We start from the raw sequence: 20,221 nt of genomic DNA on the forward strand, positions 1-20,221 counted from the left end.
TTCCGCACCTTATGAAGGTTTGATGCATGAAAGAACGTGATCTAGACTTCTTGAATCACAAAGAAACCATCATTGCCTTGACCTTGATATAACGGCATGAAGATGTAAGCATCCCATGTGCTTTTGAGCTCGCTTCCATTATTGTGGGCCAGTAATTCACCCGTAGATATTTTCTGGAAATTGTCAAAACCTGGTTTCATTTTGAAATCATCGTCAGGCATGATCTCGTGCCTATGTATAATCTCAAAGGTCTTTTGATCTGGAGCATCATTCTGCAAACTTTCCACGCATTTAGGATATGTTGCAATGGTCGTTAGATCTAGGTTACAAGCTTCTTTTAGCATCAACCAAATCATACTCTGATGATGTTTTGCAGATGATGGATCATCGTGTTGTCCTGCCTCAAAGGTGAAGCCAGTCAAACCTCGATCTGTGAAATAATGGTCAATGCTACCATTGACAATATCGCTAAAACCTCGAACAATATAAGTTGGGAAACGATGTGCCCATTCATCGTTGTCATTCTTAACTTGAACGGACATATAGGGTGCGCTCTGGGAAGATGTGGTGTGGCAATCAAGAAAGTACATTTTTTTCCCTCTATGATGTGCCATTTCCATATCGAGAATCTCAATGATTTCTTCCATTTCAAGTTCCTCGTGAGTGTCCTTTATTTGTTTTGCGATTTTTGATTCTTTCCAGGTGCGGTTCAAATCCTCATCGATAAATCGGACTGCTTTTTTAAGTGCGCAGCGATTCCCGCGCAGTCCAATCAAAGTTCCTTTTATGCTGGCTTTTGCAGCTCTTAATTGCTTGAAAACTTCCTGGAGCGCTTCAACTCCGCTAGGTTCATTCCCATGTACCGCAGCAGTTACAAAAACGAGTGGTCCTTCTAATCCACTAGTATATCTATCGATAATTCTTTCCATAATTCAAATGAGTTTTGATTGTAATGAGGTTTTCAATGATCTCGCTTTCGCGGAGGCGGAACACTAATCCAACATTACCTAATCCATCGATGCAAGTGTTTTATTGCTCAACTCACCTTTGTATTTATCCCTGTAATGGATCTTGCGCTCGATGGCTTCAATAACATTTGAAGAGAAGTCTGGCAGGCCAACCTCTTCAAAATAATCCAACCCGCCGGGACTTAATAAATTGATCTCAATGAGCTTATCGTCGATAATGTCCAGTCCAACAAAGAACAATCCATCCTTGATGATTTTAGGTGAAACGATGTCCACAATATCCTGCATTGCTTGAGTAAGTTCTGTCGTGGCAGCGGTTGCGCCCACCGACATATTGCTACGAAACTCTCCTTCACTAGGGACACGTCGCAGGATTCCCTTGACGCCATCTTTTTCCATAATCTTCCCGTTGAGTAATAGTACACGCACGTCGCCATGTTTGACATCTGGTAAAAATTGTTGAGCGATGATATATCCTTCTTGGGAGATGGTCTCAATGATCTGATTGAGGTTTTTCTCGTGCTTATCGATCATAAAAACATTTTGACCACCAGAACCTTCTAGTGGTTTTAGAACCATTTGCTGTCCCATTTCTTCATAGAACTCCATCAGTTTGTCTATATCACGTGTAATAATACTTTTAGGTTTGATGTATTCTGGTAAGGATTCAAAATAGAGCTTGTCTATAAAAGCATTTGCTAGTGTGTGTGCATCGTTGAGTACGAGCACTCCAGAGTCCTGAATCAATTGTCCAAAACCAATTCCCGAAAATTCTGCCCATTGTCTGTTGTCCTCTTCTTCTGTTGGGTTGTTTCTTAGAAATAGCACGTCAAGGTCTGTGGAGTTAATGATTTCCGTTTCTTTTTGCTGCATGTATTCCAACATCTCTTGAGCAGATCGTTCTTTGGAGTTTTTGGCGATGTGAACCACTTCTATATCTATAGGTTTATCACTATGAAACGTGAATCCACCAACGCCACAAGCGTAAACATCGTGATTGCGATTGTGAGCTTCAGTTATCATTCGTACGCTGGTACCGCATCCTTCTGTGGCTATGGCACTCAATACAAAACAGATCTTCATTATTTTATCATTTGGGCAAGATAAGTTCCTGCATTAATTTCTTTCATTTGATCCTCAAAGCAATCCATATTCAAATATCTGGGCTTGATTTTAGGAGCTACCAACACGTCACGATCAATCAGTTCTCTAATAATGTTTACGTGATGCAAGGCAAACTTTCCAGCGAGCAAAACTTCTAAATCACCACCAGAATTCAGGTAGTGGCGCAATTGTACAAAACCCTTAAGATAGATAATGTCTTTGAGAAAACCACCACCTTGGAACATTCTGGAAACTATATTAAAGGCTCTATCCTTGCTAAATCCATACGTATTCTTCAATAGGTCAAACATCTCCTTGAAATCGCAACCTTGGACTAATGCATCACCAGCAATAACTCGTCCTGCTAGGGTACGCAAGCGGTTGGGCGTTAATGAACCACTTAAATATTCTGCCATGACGGCGATTCCTTCTTGTAGGGTGTCATAATCTGCAAGACCAGCTTTAAGTTGAGTCAACGGTTGCTGGGATCCATTATAATAAGTCAATACGTGTGTGCCTATCTCGTGCTGGAGCAGCGCTTGTGCTTCTTTATGCGTTAATCTGTATTGTTCAGGCAAGTAGAACTCGCCCTGAGAAACCATCATAATATTTAGGTCTTTCTTTATATGCACATGACTGCTAAAGTTGGGATCCTGTTTTCTGAAAAAATCAAACTCATCTTCTGCCATTTTCTTAAATTCCATGGCGTCCATCATTTCTGAAGGATCGACTTCTTGTTCTTCACCTAGCACTGAAAGTATGCTTTCTGCTTCTTTTTTCAAATCTTTTTCTACGCCATGAAACAATCGTATGCTGCTGTAGAAAAAGTTTCTGGTGCCACGTTCTTTAAGCATGGAGAGTTGCTTTTCTAGTTCTTCCCGTTTTTCACTGTACAAATAAGCCAGCGCCGGGTCATCGATCTCATCGATGCGCAGGTTAAATAACTTACGTTTCAATTTGTCTGGGTCAACAGGTAATAACCGGTAATGGTAATCGAGAACATCCTTGAATCCACTATCAAAAAAAGTGTCTCTGATCTGATTAATATTTACTGGTGCTACAAGCATCAATAGACTGAAGGACGATTCGATATTAGTCAGCTCCTGATCCAGTTTATATAGGGATTCATGAACGTTGCGCTTACCTATTGCGGTAAAACTAGGAATACCAGATGTTGTCTGTACCCGTACAAATTCAAATATGGCCTTTTGTAAGGCTCTAGAGAGATGATCTCGAAACCTTCTAAAGAATACTGGAAACAATACTCCTTTTGCATTACGATATACTGGAGGGACTTTGATATGAATTAAGGCAGCGCCACATTCCAATATCTCATCCTGTGAACACGGCATCACTTGTACACCATCCATTACAATGTCTTCATCGACCACCTCAACACCTAAATACGGCCCATTATCACTTACCTTTATTTTATGTAACTCATGTTTGAGAGCTTCTACTGATGCTGGCAATCTAGAGGCTGGCGCATGGATCTTGAAATTGTTATTTCCTCGCTCACCAGCCAGTACATCTATAAGTAGGAAGGCATGATGTTTAGCTATCATTGCTTTACTAAGCTCTGTAATCAATTGACTGTAATCAAATTCTAGTGGGTCATCAATTAGTAAAAAAGAAGCGCCGCTTTTCGCCAATCTTTTGGTTCCTGCATCATTAGGCTGGGAACGATAGATAAGCAAAAATGGTAACGAAGGTTCTAAATGAATAAATCCATTTCCTTTTAATTTACTCATGGTACGCAAACCTTGCGAAACATTTTCGATCAAACCGTGGATGGTATCATTTTGCTGTGCTTTAGTAAATGTTTGGGAAGCCAAGGCTTTTCAATTTTAGTTGATTTCCCAAAGTACTTATTTTAAACAGGAGTTTTCCTGCCGTTTAAAATACTTTAATATAATGAGCTGTAAGTTGAGATAATACCACCATTATTGTGGATGAGTTCGCTTTCGCGAAAGCGTAAAAAGAAAAGGCTGTTTGATTTGACAAGTCTCTAACGGTTGTAATGTGAATTTCATAAATATAGAGTGGTTTGGAAAAGCCTATTCTTATGATCGCAACGCAAATATTGACATATTCTCGATGAAGCCGCTTGGTTCAATACCGTGTTAAAGATGATGTATATGATAAAACACCTATACAAAACCTCATCATTGTGAGTTTTCATTCATTCACTCAAAATTTCAATTACCCTTAAATCGCTGATTTTATGTTATTTACTAGTATTCATTGGACTCTACAGTTTGTAGCATTAAATTATAGGTTGATCAGTGCAGATTCTTAATATAATCTTAATATTTTTATCAAACAGAACTACAACTTTGTAGCTTACCTATAGTTAACAAACCAAATTCTCATGAAAAAATTAACTTTTTTACTAATTTATCTTTTAGCAACCGTAGGTTTTGCCCAAGGAAATATGATTTCTGGAAAGGTTGTAGAGCAATCTACCGGAGAAGTTTTACTGGGAGCGACCGTACAGAATTTGAATAATAACAGTGCCACTACCACTGACTTTGATGGCCTATTCACCATTCCAGGTTCTGATGGTGATGTTTTAAGAATCTCCTATATAGGCAAGGTGGCAAAACAGGTCACGATAGCGAACTCATCATTTTTAACGATCAGCCTACTTGACGATGTAGCCTCTCTTGATGAAATCGTTGTAGTAGGTTATGGTACACAAGCAGTAAGAGAAATTACTGGAGCTGTAAGTATTGTTGATAGCGAGGTAATTGAAAACTTGAAGCCTACTAGAGTAGAAGAAGCTTTGCAAGGTCAAGTGCCTGGAGTGAATGTAACTTCTTCATCCGGATCACCAGGAGCTGGATTGAATATCAGAATACGTGGAATCTCTACCAATGGAGATAACAGACCTTTGATTTTAGTAGATGGTAACATAATCGAGGATCTAAGTGTAATTAACCCTGGAGATATTGAAAGTATTTCAGTACTAAAAGATGCCACAGCAGGTATCTATGGTGTGCGAGCTGCTAACGGTGTTATCATTATAACAACAAAAGGTGGTCGTAAAAATCAAGACCTAACCGTTGAGTTCAATTCATGGGGTGGATTTCAAGAAACCTCTAGAAAGTTACCAACTTTAAATGCTCAACAATACGCCTTATTAAAGAATGAAGCTTTTGCAAATAATGGTCAAGCATTACCATTTACAGATATTTCAAACCTTACCGATACGGATTATCAAGATGAAGTTTTTGATAATGCCCTAATACTTAACAATGATGTGTCTGTTAGAGGTGGAACTGAAAAGTCTGTTTATGCTTTTGGAATGGCTGCTTTACTTCAGGACGGAATAGTAGGAAGCGATAAGTCTGATTTTGATCGATTTACATTACGTGGAAACTTTGACCACGATTGGACCGATAATCTGAAAATGAAAACAGGATTTTTATATTCTCATACCAGCAATAAAGGTATTAATGACGGTGGCTTAGGTTCTGTACTATTTAACGCTTTGAACATGGCGCCAACCATTCCAGTGCGTGATGAAAATGGAGACTTTTCTATCGCTGAAGGTTTAGGTAATGAGGTCATCAATCCAGAAGCACAACTGGCAAATACCTATAACAGAAATTATGTAGGGAAGATTAGTGGAAACTTTGGATTGACTTATTCCTTTCTAGAAAATTTTGAGGCTACTGCTAGAATACAAGCTAATTATTCTGAAGCGTCTGGAAACAACTTTAATCCCAGAGCATTTTACGGATCTGGTAAGGTTTTCAACTTGACTGAGAATGTGTATAGCGAGTATGAAAACTTCTTTAGTGATTATACTTATGATGCTTTTGTTAAGTACGATAACACTTTCAATGATGTTCATAATGTTGAGGCTACTCTAGGTATGAGTGCTTTTAGAACACGTGGAGATTTTAATGGATTTACAGGTTTTGGTAATGAGAGTAATGAATATAATGAAGTGAGCTTAGAAGGTGCTGATCGTATCATTGATGGCGACGAGAATGGCGCCAGAAGATTTGATCAACGTTTGCTTTCACATTTTGTAAGGGTTCAGTACGACTATGATGGAAAGTATTTATTTTCTGCTGTCATAAGACGTGATGGTAGTACCATATTTGGTCCAGAAAACAGGTTTGGATATTTCCCATCAGCAAGTATAGGTTGGGTAGCATCTGATGAAGAGTTTTTAGCAGATAGCGAAATTTTTGACTTTCTAAAGTTCAGAGCATCGGCTGGTTTGATTGGTAACGATAGAATACCAGCATTTGGTTATGTGTCCTTATTGACTGGTGAAGGTCAATATGTTTTCAATGGTCAGATTATCAACGGAACTGCAAGTGGAGCACTAAGCAATCCAGAAATTAAATGGGAAGAGCAATTCACGACCAACTTTGGAGTGGATATGCAATTTTTCTCAAACAAAATGAATGTCACCCTAGATTATTATAGAAGAGAGACTCGAGATCTGCTAATTGCTCCTGCAGTATCTGGTATATTAGGTTCAGGTGCTCCTGGATCTAGCGCGCCTTTTATCAATGGAGGTGATATTAGAAACACAGGTATTGAATTTTTGATAGGCTATTCTGATGATTTGACTGACGACTTTAGCTTTAATGCTAGTTACAATTTTGCGACACTAGATAACGAAGTTCTTTTTGTAAATAATGATAATGGCTTTATAGAGGCTGGTGGATTTGGTGTGGGTCAACCGCCAATAACTAGATTTGAAGAAGGCTTCCCGATAGGTTATTTCTATGGTTTCCAAACGGACGGTATTTTTCAAAATGCTGATGAGGTAGCTGCGCACCCTTCACAAAGTGCCCTGGGAGCAAACGCTCAACCTGGAGATTTTAGGTACCTAGATACAAACAACGATGGTGAGATCAACCTGGATGACCGTGTTGAATTAGGTAATCCACTGCCAGACGTAACTATGGGACTTAATTTGAGCTTTAATTACAAGAATTGGGATTTCCAGAGCTACTTCTTTGCCTCCATTGGTAACGATATGGTGCGTAACTATGAACGTAACCAACCTTTAACTAATTTAACTACAAATGCATTGAACAGATGGACTGGTGAAGGATCAACAAATTCCTTCCCTAGAGTCACAACTGGTGCGACTGCAAATCAAGTATTCTCTGACTTCTTTGTAGAAGATGCTTCTTTTGTAAGGGCACAAAATTTGCAGCTAGGTTATACTCTTGGAGAAAATGCGTTAAGTAACGTTCAGCTTAGCAGTTTGAGAATATATGGATCTGTTAGAAATGCCTTTACCTTGACTGAATATAGAGGTTTTGATCCTAGTGCTAGTTCTGGAGATCCATTAGCAAGTGGTATTGACAATGGATTCTATCCGGTTGCTAGAACATTTTTAGTAGGAGTAAACGCGAAATTTTAAAAAATAGAAAAATGGAAAGATATAAGATTTACATTCTTTTGTTTCTCGCTGCTATAGGGTTTAATGCCTGTAGCGAGGAATATCTAGAAATCGAAAGTGAAGATCCCAATTCTGAGAATTTTTTCAATTCTCAAGCAGATTATGAAAACGCACTAGTTGCTGCCTATGATTTGTTACAATCCACGTATTTGAATGTAATGTTAGGCGATATTGCTTCTGACAATACTCTTGCAGGTGGAGAAAGTGCAACAGATGTTATAGGGATACAGCAAATTGACGATATGATTCACACACCAGTGAATGATCAATTATCCGATATTTGGAGATGGATGTTTGCAGGTGTTAATAGAGCTAATTATATCCTAGAATTTCAGGATAAGACAGATTTCCCTGACAAACCAAGAGTTTTAGGAGAAGCACGTTTCTTGAGAGCCTATTATTACTTTGAATTAGTAAAGTTTTTTGGAGATGTTCCATTGGTTGTAGATCAACGATTTTTATTTGGGGATCAATTTGATGTTGATCGAACTCCTAAAGAAGAAGTTTACGCTCAGATTGAATTAGATCTTTTGTATGCTATTGAAAATCTTCAGTATACAACACCTGATGTAGGACGTGCTACAAGAGGAAGTGCACAAGCTCTTCTTGGTAAAGTGTATCTTTTTCAAGAAAAGTTTGGTGACGCAGCTAATGTTCTAGATGATCTCATTGCTTCCAATCAATATTCACTAGTAGATGATTATTCTACCATCTTTGAAAATGACAATGAAAACAACTCAGAATCAGTCTTTGAGATTCAATACTCTGACTTAGAAGGTGCCGGTTTTGGTTGCTTGCAATGTAGTGAAGGTAATGTCGCAGTTGGATTCAATGGAATCAGAAATTATGACGGGCCCGTATATGATTCAGGGTTTAGTTTCAATGTTCCTACTCAGGAAGTAGTGGACTTATTCCCACCCAATGATGTAAGAAAAGATGTGGCAATTCTGGATATTGATGAGTTTGCCGCTGCAAATAATGCAACCTTTAGAGTTGGTTTTGAGCACACTGGTTATTACAATAGAAAATATATTGCTCGTCAAGGTGACTTAAATACGGGTGATGCCAATTTGACTAACCCTAATAATTATAGAGCCATACGTCTCGCAGACGTGTATCTTATGGCTGCAGAAGCGTATAACAGTGGTAATCTAGGAGATGGTCCTGCACGCGATTACCTAAACATTGTTCGTAGAAGAGCCAATTTAGGCGATCTAGATCTTTCTGGAAGTGCGTTGCGCGATGCCATATTTCAAGATCGCAGACTGGAATTAGTAGGTGAAGGCCACCATTTCTTTGATTTAGTAAGAACTGGACGCGCCGCTGCAGAAATAGATGGATTTACACCAAACAAAAACGAAGTATTTCCTATTCCGCTTCAAGAAATATTACTCGCAGGAAATCGCTGGGAGCAAAATCCTAATTACTAAAAAATACTGAAATGAAAAATATAAAAATTTTCTTGCTTGCTTTTATTGCCGGAAGTACTATGCTTTTTCAAAGCTGTGAAAGTGATGATGTAAAGGATTTAACGGCTGCAATTGAAGCTCCATCTGAAGTAGATGTTATATTCAGTATCACGCAAGATAATACTGGCTTAGTAACCCTATCACCATCTGGAAAGAGTGTTTCTTCCTTTGAAGTTTTCTTTGAAGATGGAACTGGAGAATCTGCAGTATTAGCCTTAGGTGAAAATGCAGAACGTAACTATCCAGAAGGATCATTTCCTGTAAGGGTAGTGGCTACTAATCTTAGCGGTCAAACCACTGAGGTTGTGAAAAATCTCACAGTTTCCTTTAGAGCTCCAGAAAATCTGAATGTCACGGTAACTAGAAGCGCTTCATCAAACTTTGGAGTTACGGTAACAGCAACGGCAGATTTTGAAACTGCGTTTGAGGTTACTTTTGGTGAAGATCCCAACATGACGCCAGTAACCTTTATGGAGAATGATGTAGTGACCTATGAGTATTCTGAAATTGGTAGTTATACGATTACTGTAAGAGCATTAAGTGGTGGTAACGCGATTACCGAGAGTGCCGAAGAGGTAATAATAGAAAATCCAGCAGAACCAGTTATGTTGCCTCTTGATTATGAATCTACTACTATAGATTACAATCTAGGCTCTTTTGAAGCAATTGCATCAATTGTAGATAATCCAGATATGAGTGCTGGAAATAATAGTACTAAAGTGGTAAGTATTGAAAAAACAGGTAATCAAGTATTTGGTGGTGTTGGCACCCCTTTAACTGACCCGATTGATTTTTCTGGACCTCAAAACTTTAGAATGAAAACTTGGTCTCCTATGCCTATTGGAACCAAAGTGACCATGAAATTTGAAAACGCTGATCGTAGTTACGAATCACCTGATTTTGATTCTTTTACAACAAAAAGTAGTGATTGGGAAACGTTATTTTTTGACACAACAGGTCTTGATCTCGATCAGGCTATAACGCGTGTTGTAGTGTTCTTTGATCTAGGGAATACTACTACTGGCGACGTTAACTACTTTGATGATATCCAATTAGCTGATGGACCACCGGTACTCTTGCCGCTGACTTTTGAAGATGATAGAAGACAGTACGACATAGGAACGAATAATGGAGGATTTTCAATAGTTGAGAATCCAGTATCTGGACCAGGGAACATGTCTGGTACAGTGGGGCAATTTGATAGACCAGCTATTGGTGGGAACAATTTTGCTCTTGTAGCGATAGTCGTTGACGAACCACTTTCATTTGATGCCTCCACCAGCTACACCTTGAAGGTGTATTCTCCAAGAGCAGGATTGCCAATTTGGCTCAAGTTTGAACAAGTAGGCAACAATAGCCAGTTTCAAGAGGTGACTACTGTAACAACTACCGTAGCAAATCAATGGGAGACACTTACATTTGAAAATTTCACTGGGAACGCCACAGAGAATCTGCGTAACGTTGTCATCTTTTTTGATCCTTTAGGAGCGACCGACAATCCTGAAACGATTTATATTGACGATTTGATAAAAACGAATTAAAATAATTGCTATGAAATACTATTATAAACTTTTGATATTGGCTCTAGCAGTGTCGATTCACTCTTGTCAAGATGACGACACAGAGTTTGGTGATATTATCACACCAAGCAATTTGACTATCAATGCTGATTTACAGGGACAAAGCGTTGCAGATCCTAATGGAGATGGAACTGGGATTGTCGTTTTTAGCGCGAGCTCAGACAATACCTTGAACTATACGTATGACTTTGGAGATGGCCGTACCGGTACAACTTTTAATGGGGTAATTGAACACCGTTTTGTTGAGCTTGGCGTGATTAGTTATAATGTGACCGTAACTGCTACAGGAACTGGTGGTGCTGCAACTACTCAAACTATAGTTATTGACGTCTTGAGTACGTTTGACGATGCAGAGGCAAAACAGTTTTTGACTGGAGGAACAAGTAAAACATGGTACTGGTCCGTTGCAGAAAATGGTCATTGGGGTGTAGGACCCAGCAGCCCTGATCAAATACCTGGTCAAGCTCCTGAAGCTTATTACACACCAGCTTTTTTCCCGGTACCGGCCTTCGGTAGGTATTGCAATGATTTAACCGAGTGTTTTTATGAAGACGAGATGGTATTCACAATGGATGGAAATAACGTCAGTTATGAATTGAAAAACTTTGGCGCCACATATTTTCATAATACCTATTTAAGTGAATTTGGTGGCCCGTCTGCAGATAATCCTAATAATGCAGATGAATGTTTGCCGTTTACTGCACCTGCTCCAGGTGTGATCACTTTTGTTCCTACAACAGACACCGTAGTTCCAGCAGATCAATCTAGAAAGACGACTATGTTGCTACCTAATGACAATTTTATTAGTTGGTATGTAGGAGCTACTGAATATGAAATTTTGGAAATTACAGAAAATAGAATGGTGTTGCGATGTGTACAGGCAAACGATCCAGCATTGGCCTGGTATCATACACTTACCACAGATGTGCCAGTCAATCCTAACCCTACTTGTTCATAAGCTATTATTAATGTTGTTTAAAAAGCCGCTACTCATACTAGCGGCTTTTTTATTTACGCTTTCGCGAAAGCGAACTAATACAAATAAGAATCACAAGATTCAATCAGTAATTAATACTACACAATTACGACCAAATTAGCCGAAGAAATATCAGTGCAATCGATTAGATTATTAAGATCGAGTCCAAATAATACTGATATTTATCATATTGCAAATAGCAGAATTGAAAATGGCGGCTTTCACAGCTATCTTTGCGACAATTTAAAAATCGATACATGAGCGCATTAGTTAAATCTTCTCTTGCACGTAAATGGGTAATGGCACTTTCAGGATTATTTCTGGTAGTTTTTCTTACTCAACACTTTACCATAAATATTACATCGGTCATCGCTCCTGATACCTTTAATGAGTGGTCTCATTTTATGGGATACAATCCGTTGGTTCAGTTTGTTTTACAACCTATTTTGATCGCTGGTGTGGTGGTCCACTTTGTAATGGGAATCATTCTAGAGATTAGAAACAGTAAGGCAAGACCTGTTAAATACAAAAAATTTGATGGTAATGCCAACTCTTCATGGGTATCTAGAAACATGATTTTGACTGGTGCTGTGGTACTTGCGTTCTTAGGATTGCACTTTTACGATTTCTGGATTCACGAAATTAATTATAAATACATAGCAGTAGGCGTTGAGGATTCAACTAGATACCTGCCAGAACTTAAAGAAAAGTTTGTTGATCCTGTTAGAACATGGATTTACGTAGGTTCATTTATTTTATTGGCTTTACACTTATGGCACGGCTTCAACAGCTCGTTCCAGTCTATGGGTGTGAAAAGCGTTAAGACAGGTGATGGGCTGAGAAAGTTCACTTACGCATGGGCAGTGGTAATTCCGGCTGGATTTATCTTCATCGCTCTTTATCACCACTTTAATCATTTAGCAGCATAATTATGGCAGTTTTCAATTCAAATGTACCTGAAGGACCATTAGAAGAAAAATGGGTCAATCATAAGAATAATATCAACCTGGTCAACCCAGCAAACAAACGTAACATTGACGTTATAGTTGTGGGAACTGGACTTGCAGGGAGTTCTGCTGCTGCAACTCTAGGAGAGCTAGGTTACAATGTCAAAACATTTTGCTACAATGATTCACCACGTCGTGCGCACTCGATTGCTGCACAAGGTGGTATCAATGCTGCAAAAAACTATCAAGGTGATGGTGACTCCAACTACCGCCTATTCTATGACACGATCAAAGGTGGTGACTACAGATCTAGAGAAGCTAACACATACCGCCTAGCGGAGGTTTCTGGAAATATCATTGACCAGTGTGTGGCGCAAGGAGTTCCATTTGCACGCGAGTATGGTGGTCTATTAGATAACCGCTCGTTTGGTGGAGTTCTAGTATCCAGAACATTTTATGCTGCTGGACAGACTGGACAACAATTATTATTGGGTGCCTATTCTTCTTTAAATAGACAAATCAACCGTGGTAAAGTGCAACCATTTAACCGTCACGAGATGTTAGATCTTGTGGTTGTGGATGGAAAAGCTCGTGGTATCATTGCTCGTAACCTTGTTACAGGAGAAATTGAACGTCACGGTGCACATGCCGTAGTGATCGCATCAGGTGGATATGGAAATGTATTCTTCCTTTCCACAAACGCGATGGGAAGTAATGTAATGGCAGCGTGGAGAACTCACCGTCGTGGTGCATACTTCGCAAATCCATGTTATACTCAGATTCACCCAACCTGTATCCCAGTAAGTGGTGAGCACCAGTCTAAACTGACGTTAATGTCAGAATCTTTACGTAATGATGGACGTATCTGGGTTCCTAAGAAGAAAGAAGATGCCGAGGCAATCCGCGAAGGAAAACTTAAGGGTGTCAATATTCCAGAAGAAGATAGAGATTACTACCTAGAGCGTCGTTATCCAGCCTTTGGTAACCTAGTGCCACGTGATGTGGCATCCAGAGCTGCCAAGGAGCGTTGTGATGCGGGATTTGGTGTTAATAAAACCGGTCAAGCTGTTTACCTAGACTTTGAAGCAGCCTTCAAACGCTACGGTAAAGTGGAAGCTTTAACACATGGTCACAAGAATCCAACTGAGGAAGAAATGATCAAGTTAGGTAAAGAAGTCATCAAGAAGAAGTATGGTAACCTATTTGATATGTATCAGAATATTTCTGACGACAATCCTTATGAGGTTCCTATGAAGATTTTCCCAGCAGTTCACTACACTATGGGTGGACTTTGGGTGGACTACAATCTCCAAACTTCAATCCCTGGTTGTTTTGCAGCTGGTGAAGCTAACTTCTCTGACCACGGTGCCAACCGTTTAGGAGCAAGTGCGTTGATGCAAGGTCTTGCAGATGGATATTTTGTGTTGCCTTACACCATAGGTGATTATCTAGCTGATGAGATTCGTACGGGAGAGATTTCAACAGATACTCCAGAATTTGATCAAGCCGAAAAGGAAACTAGAGGTCGCATCGAGAAATTGTTAAATGCATCAGGTAAGCATTCCGTAGATTATTATCACAAGAAACTAGGTCTTATCATGTGGAACAAATGTGGGATGTCTCGTAACGCGACAGATCTACAAGCAGCCATGGATGAAATTAGTGAGCTTAGAGCAGACTTCTGGGCAAACGTGAGAGTGACTGGTAGTGCAGATACTAAAAACCAAGAGCTAGAGAAGGCAGGCCGCGTGGCAGACTTTCTGGAATTAGGTGAGTTGTTTGCAAAGGATGCGTTGGATCGTAATGAGAGCTGTGGTGGACACTTCCGTGAAGAGTATCAGACGCCAGAAGGTGAAGCCTTACGGGATGATGAGAACTATGCCTACGTTGCCGCATGGGGTTACAATGAGAATCCGCGTCATTCTGAATTGCACAAAGAAGAACTTGTGTTTGAAAACGTAGAACTTAAGACTCGTTCTTATAAATAAGATTTTAATGAGTTCGCTTTCGCGAAAGCGGACTACTCTAAATAATACTGTGGTTTCAACAGCAGTTGCACACCACGACTAACAGACAGCAGATATGAAATTAAACTTAAAAATCTGGAGACAAGAAGGGCCTAAAGCCAAAGGTAAACTGGTGGATTACCCGCTAGATGGCGTCGATGGCGACATGTCCTTTCTTGAAATGATGGATATCCTCAACGAGGAATTGATCAATAAAGGTGATATTCCTGTGGAATTTGACCATGATTGTCGTGAGGGAATTTGTGGTTCTTGTAACATGATGATCAACGGCGAGCCACACGGGCCGCAAAAGTTGACCACGACCTGTCAACTACACATGCGCAAGTTTAAAGATGGTGACACAATTACTATTGAGCCATGGAGAGCAAAGGCATTCCCTATTGTAAAGGACTTGATCGTTGACCGTTCTTCTTTTGATAGAATCCAACAAGCTGGTGGTTATATTTCTGTAAACACATCTGGAAATACTCAGGATGCAAACGCAACTCCTATTGAGAAAAGCAAAGCAGACGAGGCATTCTGGTCAGCAACCTGTATAGGTTGTGGGGCCTGTGTAGCAGCCTGTAAAAATGCAAGTGCGATGCTATTTACCAGTGCTAAGATCTCACAGTTTGCATTATTGCCTCAAGGTGAGCTAGAAGCAACAGAGCGCGTAGAAGCAATGGTGCGCCAGATGGACGAAGAAGGTTTTGGAAACTGTTCCAATACTGGTGCCTGTATGGTAGAATGTCCTAAAGGAATCAAGCTAGAAAACATCGCAAGAATGAATCGTGAATACCTTAAGGCTGAAGTTCTAGGTTAAACCATCATTCAAATCATTTAAAAAACCCGATTCATAAAGAATCGGGTTTTTTGATTTTAGGATTTTTCTGCTCTTTAATTATTCATTGTACATTTCTCCTCTTTTAAATAACAATTGATGCAAAGAGCTTATTACAGCGATTCTATAGAAAAGTTTCTACAAACCGATTCGGTCAAAATTTATGGTGAATTGAGTTCAAATCATGAAAATAAAACTCTAGATGAATTACAAAAGAATGCTTGGAAAGCTCAGATTGAGATATTGAAGGAGCAATTAAAAACTATAGAAGGTAAAATATATTTTGAGTTTGCTATTCCCAGAATGGGGAAACGAGTTGACAATATTCTTATAATTAAAAATATCGCGTTTGTTGTTGAATTTAAAATCGGTTCCAACAAATACGATAAAAATGCACTGGAACAAGTTATAGATTATTCGATCGATTTAAAAAACTTTCATGAAGGCAGCCATAACCTCACCCTAATTCCTTTATTAATTGCGACTGAGGCGGAAATAGTTGAAGAAGATTTGCATTCTGTTAAAAAATTACAGATGGCGGCAAAAGCAAATAAACACAATATTAGTTCAATTATTAAATCATTTTTGACGCTTGGTAGCGCTACAATTGATCACGTTTATTGGGAGAATTCAATCTATAAGCCTACCCCAACTATCGTAGAAGCAGCACAAGCTCTTTATAAAGGTCATAATGTCAAAGAGATAACAAGGTCTGATTCTGGGGCCATCAACTTATCACGAACTTCCAGTTATATTAACTCAATAATTGAATTTTCAAAACAAAACTCAAAAAAATCGATTTGCTTTATCACTGGAGTTCCTGGCGCTGGAAAAACGTTAGCAGGTTTGAATATAGCTGTGGATAGAATGAAAACTGATGAAGATGAACACGCGGTTTTTTTGTCTGGTAATGGTCCTTTAGTGGAGGTTTTGAGAGAAGCATTAACAAGAGATGAAGTCAAAACTGCTAAAGCTAAAAATTTAAAAATAACGAAAAAGCAAGCCGCTATTAAGGCAAATGCTTTTATCCAAAATATTCATCATTTCAGAGATGATAATCTGAAATCATCTAGAGCACCGATTGAAAAAGTAGTCGTTTTTGATGAAGCTCAGAGAGCCTGGACCTTGGATCAAACCAGTTCATTCATGAAAAGAAAAAAAGGAAAAGATGACTTTAATATGTCCGAGCCAGAATTCCTGATAGACGTTATGGATCGACATATTGATTGGTGCGTTATCATTTGTCTTATTGGTGGCGGTCAAGAAATCAATACTGGTGAGGCCGGTCTTGAAGAATGGGTTGTATCTCTATCACGTAGCTTTCCTGACTGGAGTGTTCATTATTCCACTTCTATCATTTCAGATAAAAATTATTTACGATCAGCTAAGAGTAAATTATTTCTTGAAAACAATGGAACTAGTAATAAGGATTTACACCTAGCTGTTTCCGTACGCTCATTTCGCTCAGAATTACTCTCAAAATTCATCCAAGAGTTATTGGATCTCAATTTAAAAAATGCAAAGCTTCTTTATGAAAAAATACATGAGCTATATCCAATCGTACTGACTAGGAATCTTGAAATTGCAAAATCTTGGCTTAAAGATCAATCTAAAGGTACCGAGAGAATTGGTATAATTGCGTCCTCTGGAGCTCGTAGATTAAGGCCACTAGGGATCGATGTGAAAAATGAGATTTCAGCCTCAAATTGGTTTCTAAATAATAAAGAAGACATTAGGTCTTCCTATTTTTTGGAGGATGTCGCAACTGAATTTGATATTCAAGGTTTGGAAATAGACTGGAGCTGCGTGGCTTGGGGTGCAAACTTTTATGTTGAAAACATGCAATGGCGTCATCAAAAACTTAAAGGAACTAAATGGCAGAATATCAACTTAGAAATCCATCATGAATACTTGAAAAACACTTACCGAGTTCTTTTAACTCGAGCTCGACAAGGTATGGTGATTTACCTTCCTAAGGGTGATGCAGAGGACCACACTAGACTACATTCTTATTATGATGAAACTTATCAATATTTAAAAAACGTTGGATTGGTAGAAATATAAAATTCCAGTCCTTCTGACATCAAAAGTCGACTGGAATCTCACTTGTTAAATCTAACCCCTCAAAAACTCCTGCGCATCTACTACATTATATCTAGGGCTATTCTTCATAAACTCATGGAAGAATGCCACGTGTGCGCCGCCGTTCAATACTAGAACACGATCTTCTGGAGTGATCTCAAGTCGGTTAATATTTGCAAAAATCCTTAGGTTTCTTTTATAGAAATCTGCTGCGGTATCTGCGCCTTCAAAGTTGTCGTCTGTATTGACATAAGTCATGAGATCTGCATTCACATTTTTAAGAAAGCTTAAATATTCTGGTGTGTTGCTAAAGCGATACAACTGTTTAGTACTAGCTGTTTTTTCTAATTGCTGTGCTTGTCCTAATACAGGCATGAGCTGCCCATAATAATCCTGCATAATGGTGTTTCCAGTAGCCGCTGCTAGTTGGGCGATACTATTGTAGTCATAGCCCATTTTGTGATCTATGGCATGCAGCGTTGCATCGCTAGCTCTGGCGATTTGAAATGCTAGAAGGCCAACCTCGCCATGATAAGTGCTTATTTCCTTGGGATTTTTGACGTACGCTGCATATAAAGAATCCATAGTTTGCTGCTCTTCAGGAGTTACCTCAACTAGAATCTTTGTAGGCTTGAACTCTGTGGCAAGTTGGACCGCCAGCTCGCTTATCTCAATGCGTCGTTCTGGTAGGCTGGCGTCGTAACTTGATTTATTAGCATCGCTGGTGTAGCCCATATGCCAGGTTCCTAATAGTAGGACATCAGCGCCGTCAAACTGGAAAGCTTTTTTACTTTGTTGTAAAAATTGCTCCTCATTAAAATCTTGAGCATAAGTTGTGAAAGTTGCGATAGCGATAAGTGCGATGGATAGAATAAATGTTCTCATGATATATTGTTTTTGTTTATTGAGCCAAATCTAAAACGACAATCCAGCTCACGAATAGTCCAATCGATCAGCCATTAAATTGTCTCGATAAGCGCCTTAAAATGGGCTGTACCCATTTCATAGATACAATCTGCGAGTTCGTAGATACATGCCTGGGCATTCCCTAGCAGTTTGCTAACTTCACTTCATGAAATTAAGACTGGGCCGTTTTGTTGCATCATTTTTTGGGTTCTTCCTTGTTATGGAAGTGCTGCGCGACTTGATGCGCTCGCCAGAATATTGGGAACAATTCCAGGATCAACCGCTGGAATTCTCTTTGGGAACCTTGCAATCTGCTTTGTTGTTTATTTGCTATGCGCTTTTTTCCTATCTGTTTCTATTCTATCGTTATAAGAAACAGCCTAAATGGATTTCAGCTATTGGTATTGTTTTTATTGCTTTCACGGTCATTGGATTCCGCTATTTAGTGGAAGAAGTTATTATCAAGGCTATTACCGGTTACGGCAATTATTACGAGGGTACGACCGCCCTTTACTACATCAGTGACAATTTATATTATGCGATTTTGTACACCGCTTTTGGTGTTTGCTGGTTCTTTGTCAATTATGCCGTGATACGCGATCAGCAGCAACAAGAATTGGTGTTGGAGAATAAGAAATCAGAGTTGGCCTTTCTCAAATCGCAAATCAATCCGCACTTTTTGTTCAACATGCTCAACAATATCTATGCGTTGATCAATATGGGATCTGATAAGGCGCTGGCCGCCACCGAAAAGCTAAGTCAACTATTACGCTACAGCCTTTATGAGACCGACAAGTTGGTGACCGTTGGTGAGGAACTGGATGCTGTAAACGGGTACATTGATTTGGAGAAGTTACGCTTTCGCGAAAGCGTACAAACCACCATCCAATGCGATCCACAAGCTCTGCATCTTCAGTTAGCACCTTTCCTGCTCATGCCACTCGTGGAAAATGCGTTCAAACATGGCGTGGTCACTAATTCCGATTTGCCGATTCAAATCAACATTAGCCTAGAGGAGAAAACTCTTGCAATTAAAGTCTCAAATACGATTGCTAAGCGTGAAAAAGATAGTGTGGGCGGCATAGGTATTGAAAACCTGCAAAAACGCCTGAAGCTAACTTATGGCACTAATTACAGCTTTGAAAAGACCATTGTTGATCAGGTTTATACCGTCGTTATTAAAATACATTTCCCGTCATGATAAAATGCATTCTTATTGATGATGAGCCGCTCGCGCTAGAATTGCTGGAATCACACATCAATCGTACTGATAGCGTTGAATTGTTGCAATCCTTTACCAATCCTATCGAGGCGATGCAGCAACTGGATCAATACCAACCAGATCTTATTTTCTGCGATATTCAAATGCCAGAATTGACTGGAGTTCAATTCTCAAAAATTGCGGGCGCCAAGTTCCCAATCATATTTACAACCGCTTATGATCAATATGCCGTGCAAGGCTATGAACTGGATGTAATCGATTATTTATTGAAGCCTATATCGCTAGAACGTTTTCAGAAATCGGTCCTTAAATTCCAGGATAGAAACACGACGAAAATCAGCAATCCAGAGACCAATGTACCCGATTACATTTTTGTCAAAAGCGAATACAAAACCCTCAAAATCAATCTTGCCGATATCCATTATATTAAAGGAATGGCAGATTATGTAACCATCGTAACAGCCGATAAGAAGATCCATACGCTTGAAAATCTTAAGTACTACGAGAAAACGTTGCCATCGTCCAATTTTATGCGAGTGCATAAAAGCTACATTCTTGCCATGGATAAAATTGAGTTCATCGAGCGCAACCGTGCAGTAATTTTGGGCGATTATATTCCCATAAGTGACACCTATAAGAAAGCTTTCTTTGATAGGGTGAATGGCTGATAATCTCTTATTTTT

General features: G+C 39.3%; 14 protein-coding genes. 10 read left to right on the plus strand and 4 right to left on the minus strand.

Annotation, left to right across the window (positions count from 1 at the left end; genetic code table 11):
- Positions 1 to 41: 41 nt before the first annotated feature.
- The 3 genes from BLO34_RS11000 to BLO34_RS11010 all read right to left on the minus strand — a co-directional run bounded on the left by BLO34_RS11000 (position 42) and on the right by BLO34_RS11010 (position 3,907).
- Complete coding sequence (locus BLO34_RS11000) at positions 42 to 929, minus strand: succinylglutamate desuccinylase/aspartoacylase family protein (RefSeq protein WP_090755315.1); 888 nt, start codon at positions 927 to 929, stop codon at positions 42 to 44.
- A 78-nt stretch (positions 930 to 1,007) separates the two neighbouring features.
- A complete protein-coding gene (locus BLO34_RS11005; RefSeq protein ID WP_090755317.1) occupies positions 1,008 to 2,051 on the minus strand; it encodes a glutathione synthetase in 1,044 nt (347 codons plus the stop codon).
- Positions 2,051 to 3,907, minus strand: coding sequence for a flavohemoglobin expression-modulating QEGLA motif protein (locus BLO34_RS11010; protein WP_231959475.1), 1,857 nt, complete (start codon positions 3,905 to 3,907; stop codon positions 2,051 to 2,053). The genes BLO34_RS11005 and BLO34_RS11010 overlap by 1 nt, the downstream gene beginning before the upstream one ends.
- Before the next feature lie 536 nt (positions 3,908 to 4,443).
- Between BLO34_RS11010 and BLO34_RS11015 the strand changes: the two genes are divergently transcribed.
- The 8 genes from BLO34_RS11015 (at position 4,444) to BLO34_RS11050 (ending at position 17,392) form a co-directional block, all read left to right on the plus strand.
- Positions 4,444 to 7,470, plus strand: a complete 3,027-nt coding sequence (locus tag BLO34_RS11015) for a SusC/RagA family TonB-linked outer membrane protein (protein ID WP_090755319.1) — start codon at positions 4,444 to 4,446, stop codon at positions 7,468 to 7,470.
- Between the two features lie 11 nt (positions 7,471 to 7,481).
- Positions 7,482 to 8,939 (plus strand): RagB/SusD family nutrient uptake outer membrane protein, encoded by a 1,458-nt coding sequence (locus tag BLO34_RS11020; RefSeq protein WP_090755321.1) that lies wholly within the window; start codon positions 7,482 to 7,484, stop codon positions 8,937 to 8,939.
- 11 nt (positions 8,940 to 8,950) lie between these two features.
- Complete coding sequence (locus BLO34_RS11025) at positions 8,951 to 10,519, plus strand: hypothetical protein (RefSeq protein ID WP_090755322.1); 1,569 nt, start codon at positions 8,951 to 8,953, stop codon at positions 10,517 to 10,519.
- Positions 10,520 to 10,529: 10 nt separating this feature from the next.
- On the plus strand, positions 10,530 to 11,516 hold the full coding sequence (locus BLO34_RS11030; protein WP_090755324.1) for a PKD domain-containing protein: 987 nt from the start codon (positions 10,530 to 10,532) through the stop codon (positions 11,514 to 11,516).
- A gap of 275 nt (positions 11,517 to 11,791) precedes the next feature.
- Complete coding sequence (locus tag BLO34_RS11035; protein WP_090755326.1) at positions 11,792 to 12,463, plus strand: succinate dehydrogenase cytochrome b subunit; 672 nt, start codon at positions 11,792 to 11,794, stop codon at positions 12,461 to 12,463.
- 2 nt (positions 12,464 to 12,465) lie between these two features.
- Positions 12,466 to 14,469, plus strand: a complete 2,004-nt coding sequence (locus tag BLO34_RS11040) for a fumarate reductase/succinate dehydrogenase flavoprotein subunit (RefSeq protein WP_090755327.1) — start codon at positions 12,466 to 12,468, stop codon at positions 14,467 to 14,469.
- 94 nt (positions 14,470 to 14,563) lie between these two features.
- Positions 14,564 to 15,310, plus strand: coding sequence for a succinate dehydrogenase/fumarate reductase iron-sulfur subunit (locus tag BLO34_RS11045; RefSeq protein ID WP_090755329.1), 747 nt, complete (start codon positions 14,564 to 14,566; stop codon positions 15,308 to 15,310).
- A gap of 117 nt (positions 15,311 to 15,427) precedes the next feature.
- Complete coding sequence (locus BLO34_RS11050) at positions 15,428 to 17,392, plus strand: DUF2075 domain-containing protein (RefSeq protein ID WP_090755331.1); 1,965 nt, start codon at positions 15,428 to 15,430, stop codon at positions 17,390 to 17,392.
- Positions 17,393 to 17,443: 51 nt separating this feature from the next.
- Here the strand turns inward: BLO34_RS11050 and BLO34_RS11055 are convergent, their stop codons facing one another.
- On the minus strand, positions 17,444 to 18,295 hold the full coding sequence (locus tag BLO34_RS11055; RefSeq protein WP_090755333.1) for a DUF5694 domain-containing protein: 852 nt from the start codon (positions 18,293 to 18,295) through the stop codon (positions 17,444 to 17,446).
- 187 nt (positions 18,296 to 18,482) lie between these two features.
- On the opposite strand from BLO34_RS11055, the gene BLO34_RS11060 reads away from it, so the two are divergent.
- Both BLO34_RS11060 and BLO34_RS11065 read left to right on the plus strand, forming a co-directional pair.
- A complete protein-coding gene (locus BLO34_RS11060; protein WP_090755334.1) occupies positions 18,483 to 19,517 on the plus strand; it encodes a sensor histidine kinase in 1,035 nt (344 codons plus the stop codon).
- Positions 19,514 to 20,206, plus strand: coding sequence for a LytR/AlgR family response regulator transcription factor (locus BLO34_RS11065; RefSeq protein ID WP_090755336.1), 693 nt, complete (start codon positions 19,514 to 19,516; stop codon positions 20,204 to 20,206). Before BLO34_RS11060 ends, BLO34_RS11065 begins: the two co-directional genes overlap by 4 nt.
- Positions 20,207 to 20,221: the final 15 nt, after the last annotated feature.

This window comes from Nonlabens sp. Hel1_33_55 (genome assembly GCF_900101765.1).
Taxonomy (GTDB): Bacteria; Bacteroidota; Bacteroidia; order Flavobacteriales; family Flavobacteriaceae; genus Nonlabens.

Bases quoted from the DNA above. Each gene is read 5' to 3' on its own strand.
- BLO34_RS11000 (WP_090755315.1), bottom strand. From the start codon at position 929: ATGGAAAGAATTATCGATAGATATACTAGTGGATTAGAAGGACCACTC.
- BLO34_RS11005 (WP_090755317.1), bottom strand. From the start codon at position 2,051: ATGAAGATCTGTTTTGTATTGAGTGCCATAGCCACAGAAGGATGCGGT.
- BLO34_RS11015 (WP_090755319.1), top strand. From the start codon at position 4,444: ATGAAAAAATTAACTTTTTTACTAATTTATCTTTTAGCAACCGTAGGT.
- BLO34_RS11020 (WP_090755321.1), top strand. From the start codon at position 7,482: ATGGAAAGATATAAGATTTACATTCTTTTGTTTCTCGCTGCTATAGGG.
- BLO34_RS11025 (WP_090755322.1), top strand. From the start codon at position 8,951: ATGAAAAATATAAAAATTTTCTTGCTTGCTTTTATTGCCGGAAGTACT.
- BLO34_RS11030 (WP_090755324.1), top strand. From the start codon at position 10,530: ATGAAATACTATTATAAACTTTTGATATTGGCTCTAGCAGTGTCGATT.
- BLO34_RS11035 (WP_090755326.1), top strand. From the start codon at position 11,792: ATGAGCGCATTAGTTAAATCTTCTCTTGCACGTAAATGGGTAATGGCA.
- BLO34_RS11040 (WP_090755327.1), top strand. From the start codon at position 12,466: ATGGCAGTTTTCAATTCAAATGTACCTGAAGGACCATTAGAAGAAAAA.
- BLO34_RS11045 (WP_090755329.1), top strand. From the start codon at position 14,564: ATGAAATTAAACTTAAAAATCTGGAGACAAGAAGGGCCTAAAGCCAAA.
- BLO34_RS11050 (WP_090755331.1), top strand. From the start codon at position 15,428: ATGCAAAGAGCTTATTACAGCGATTCTATAGAAAAGTTTCTACAAACC.
- BLO34_RS11055 (WP_090755333.1), bottom strand. From the start codon at position 18,295: ATGAGAACATTTATTCTATCCATCGCACTTATCGCTATCGCAACTTTC.
- BLO34_RS11060 (WP_090755334.1), top strand. From the start codon at position 18,483: ATGAAATTAAGACTGGGCCGTTTTGTTGCATCATTTTTTGGGTTCTTC.
- BLO34_RS11065 (WP_090755336.1), top strand. From the start codon at position 19,514: ATGATAAAATGCATTCTTATTGATGATGAGCCGCTCGCGCTAGAATTG.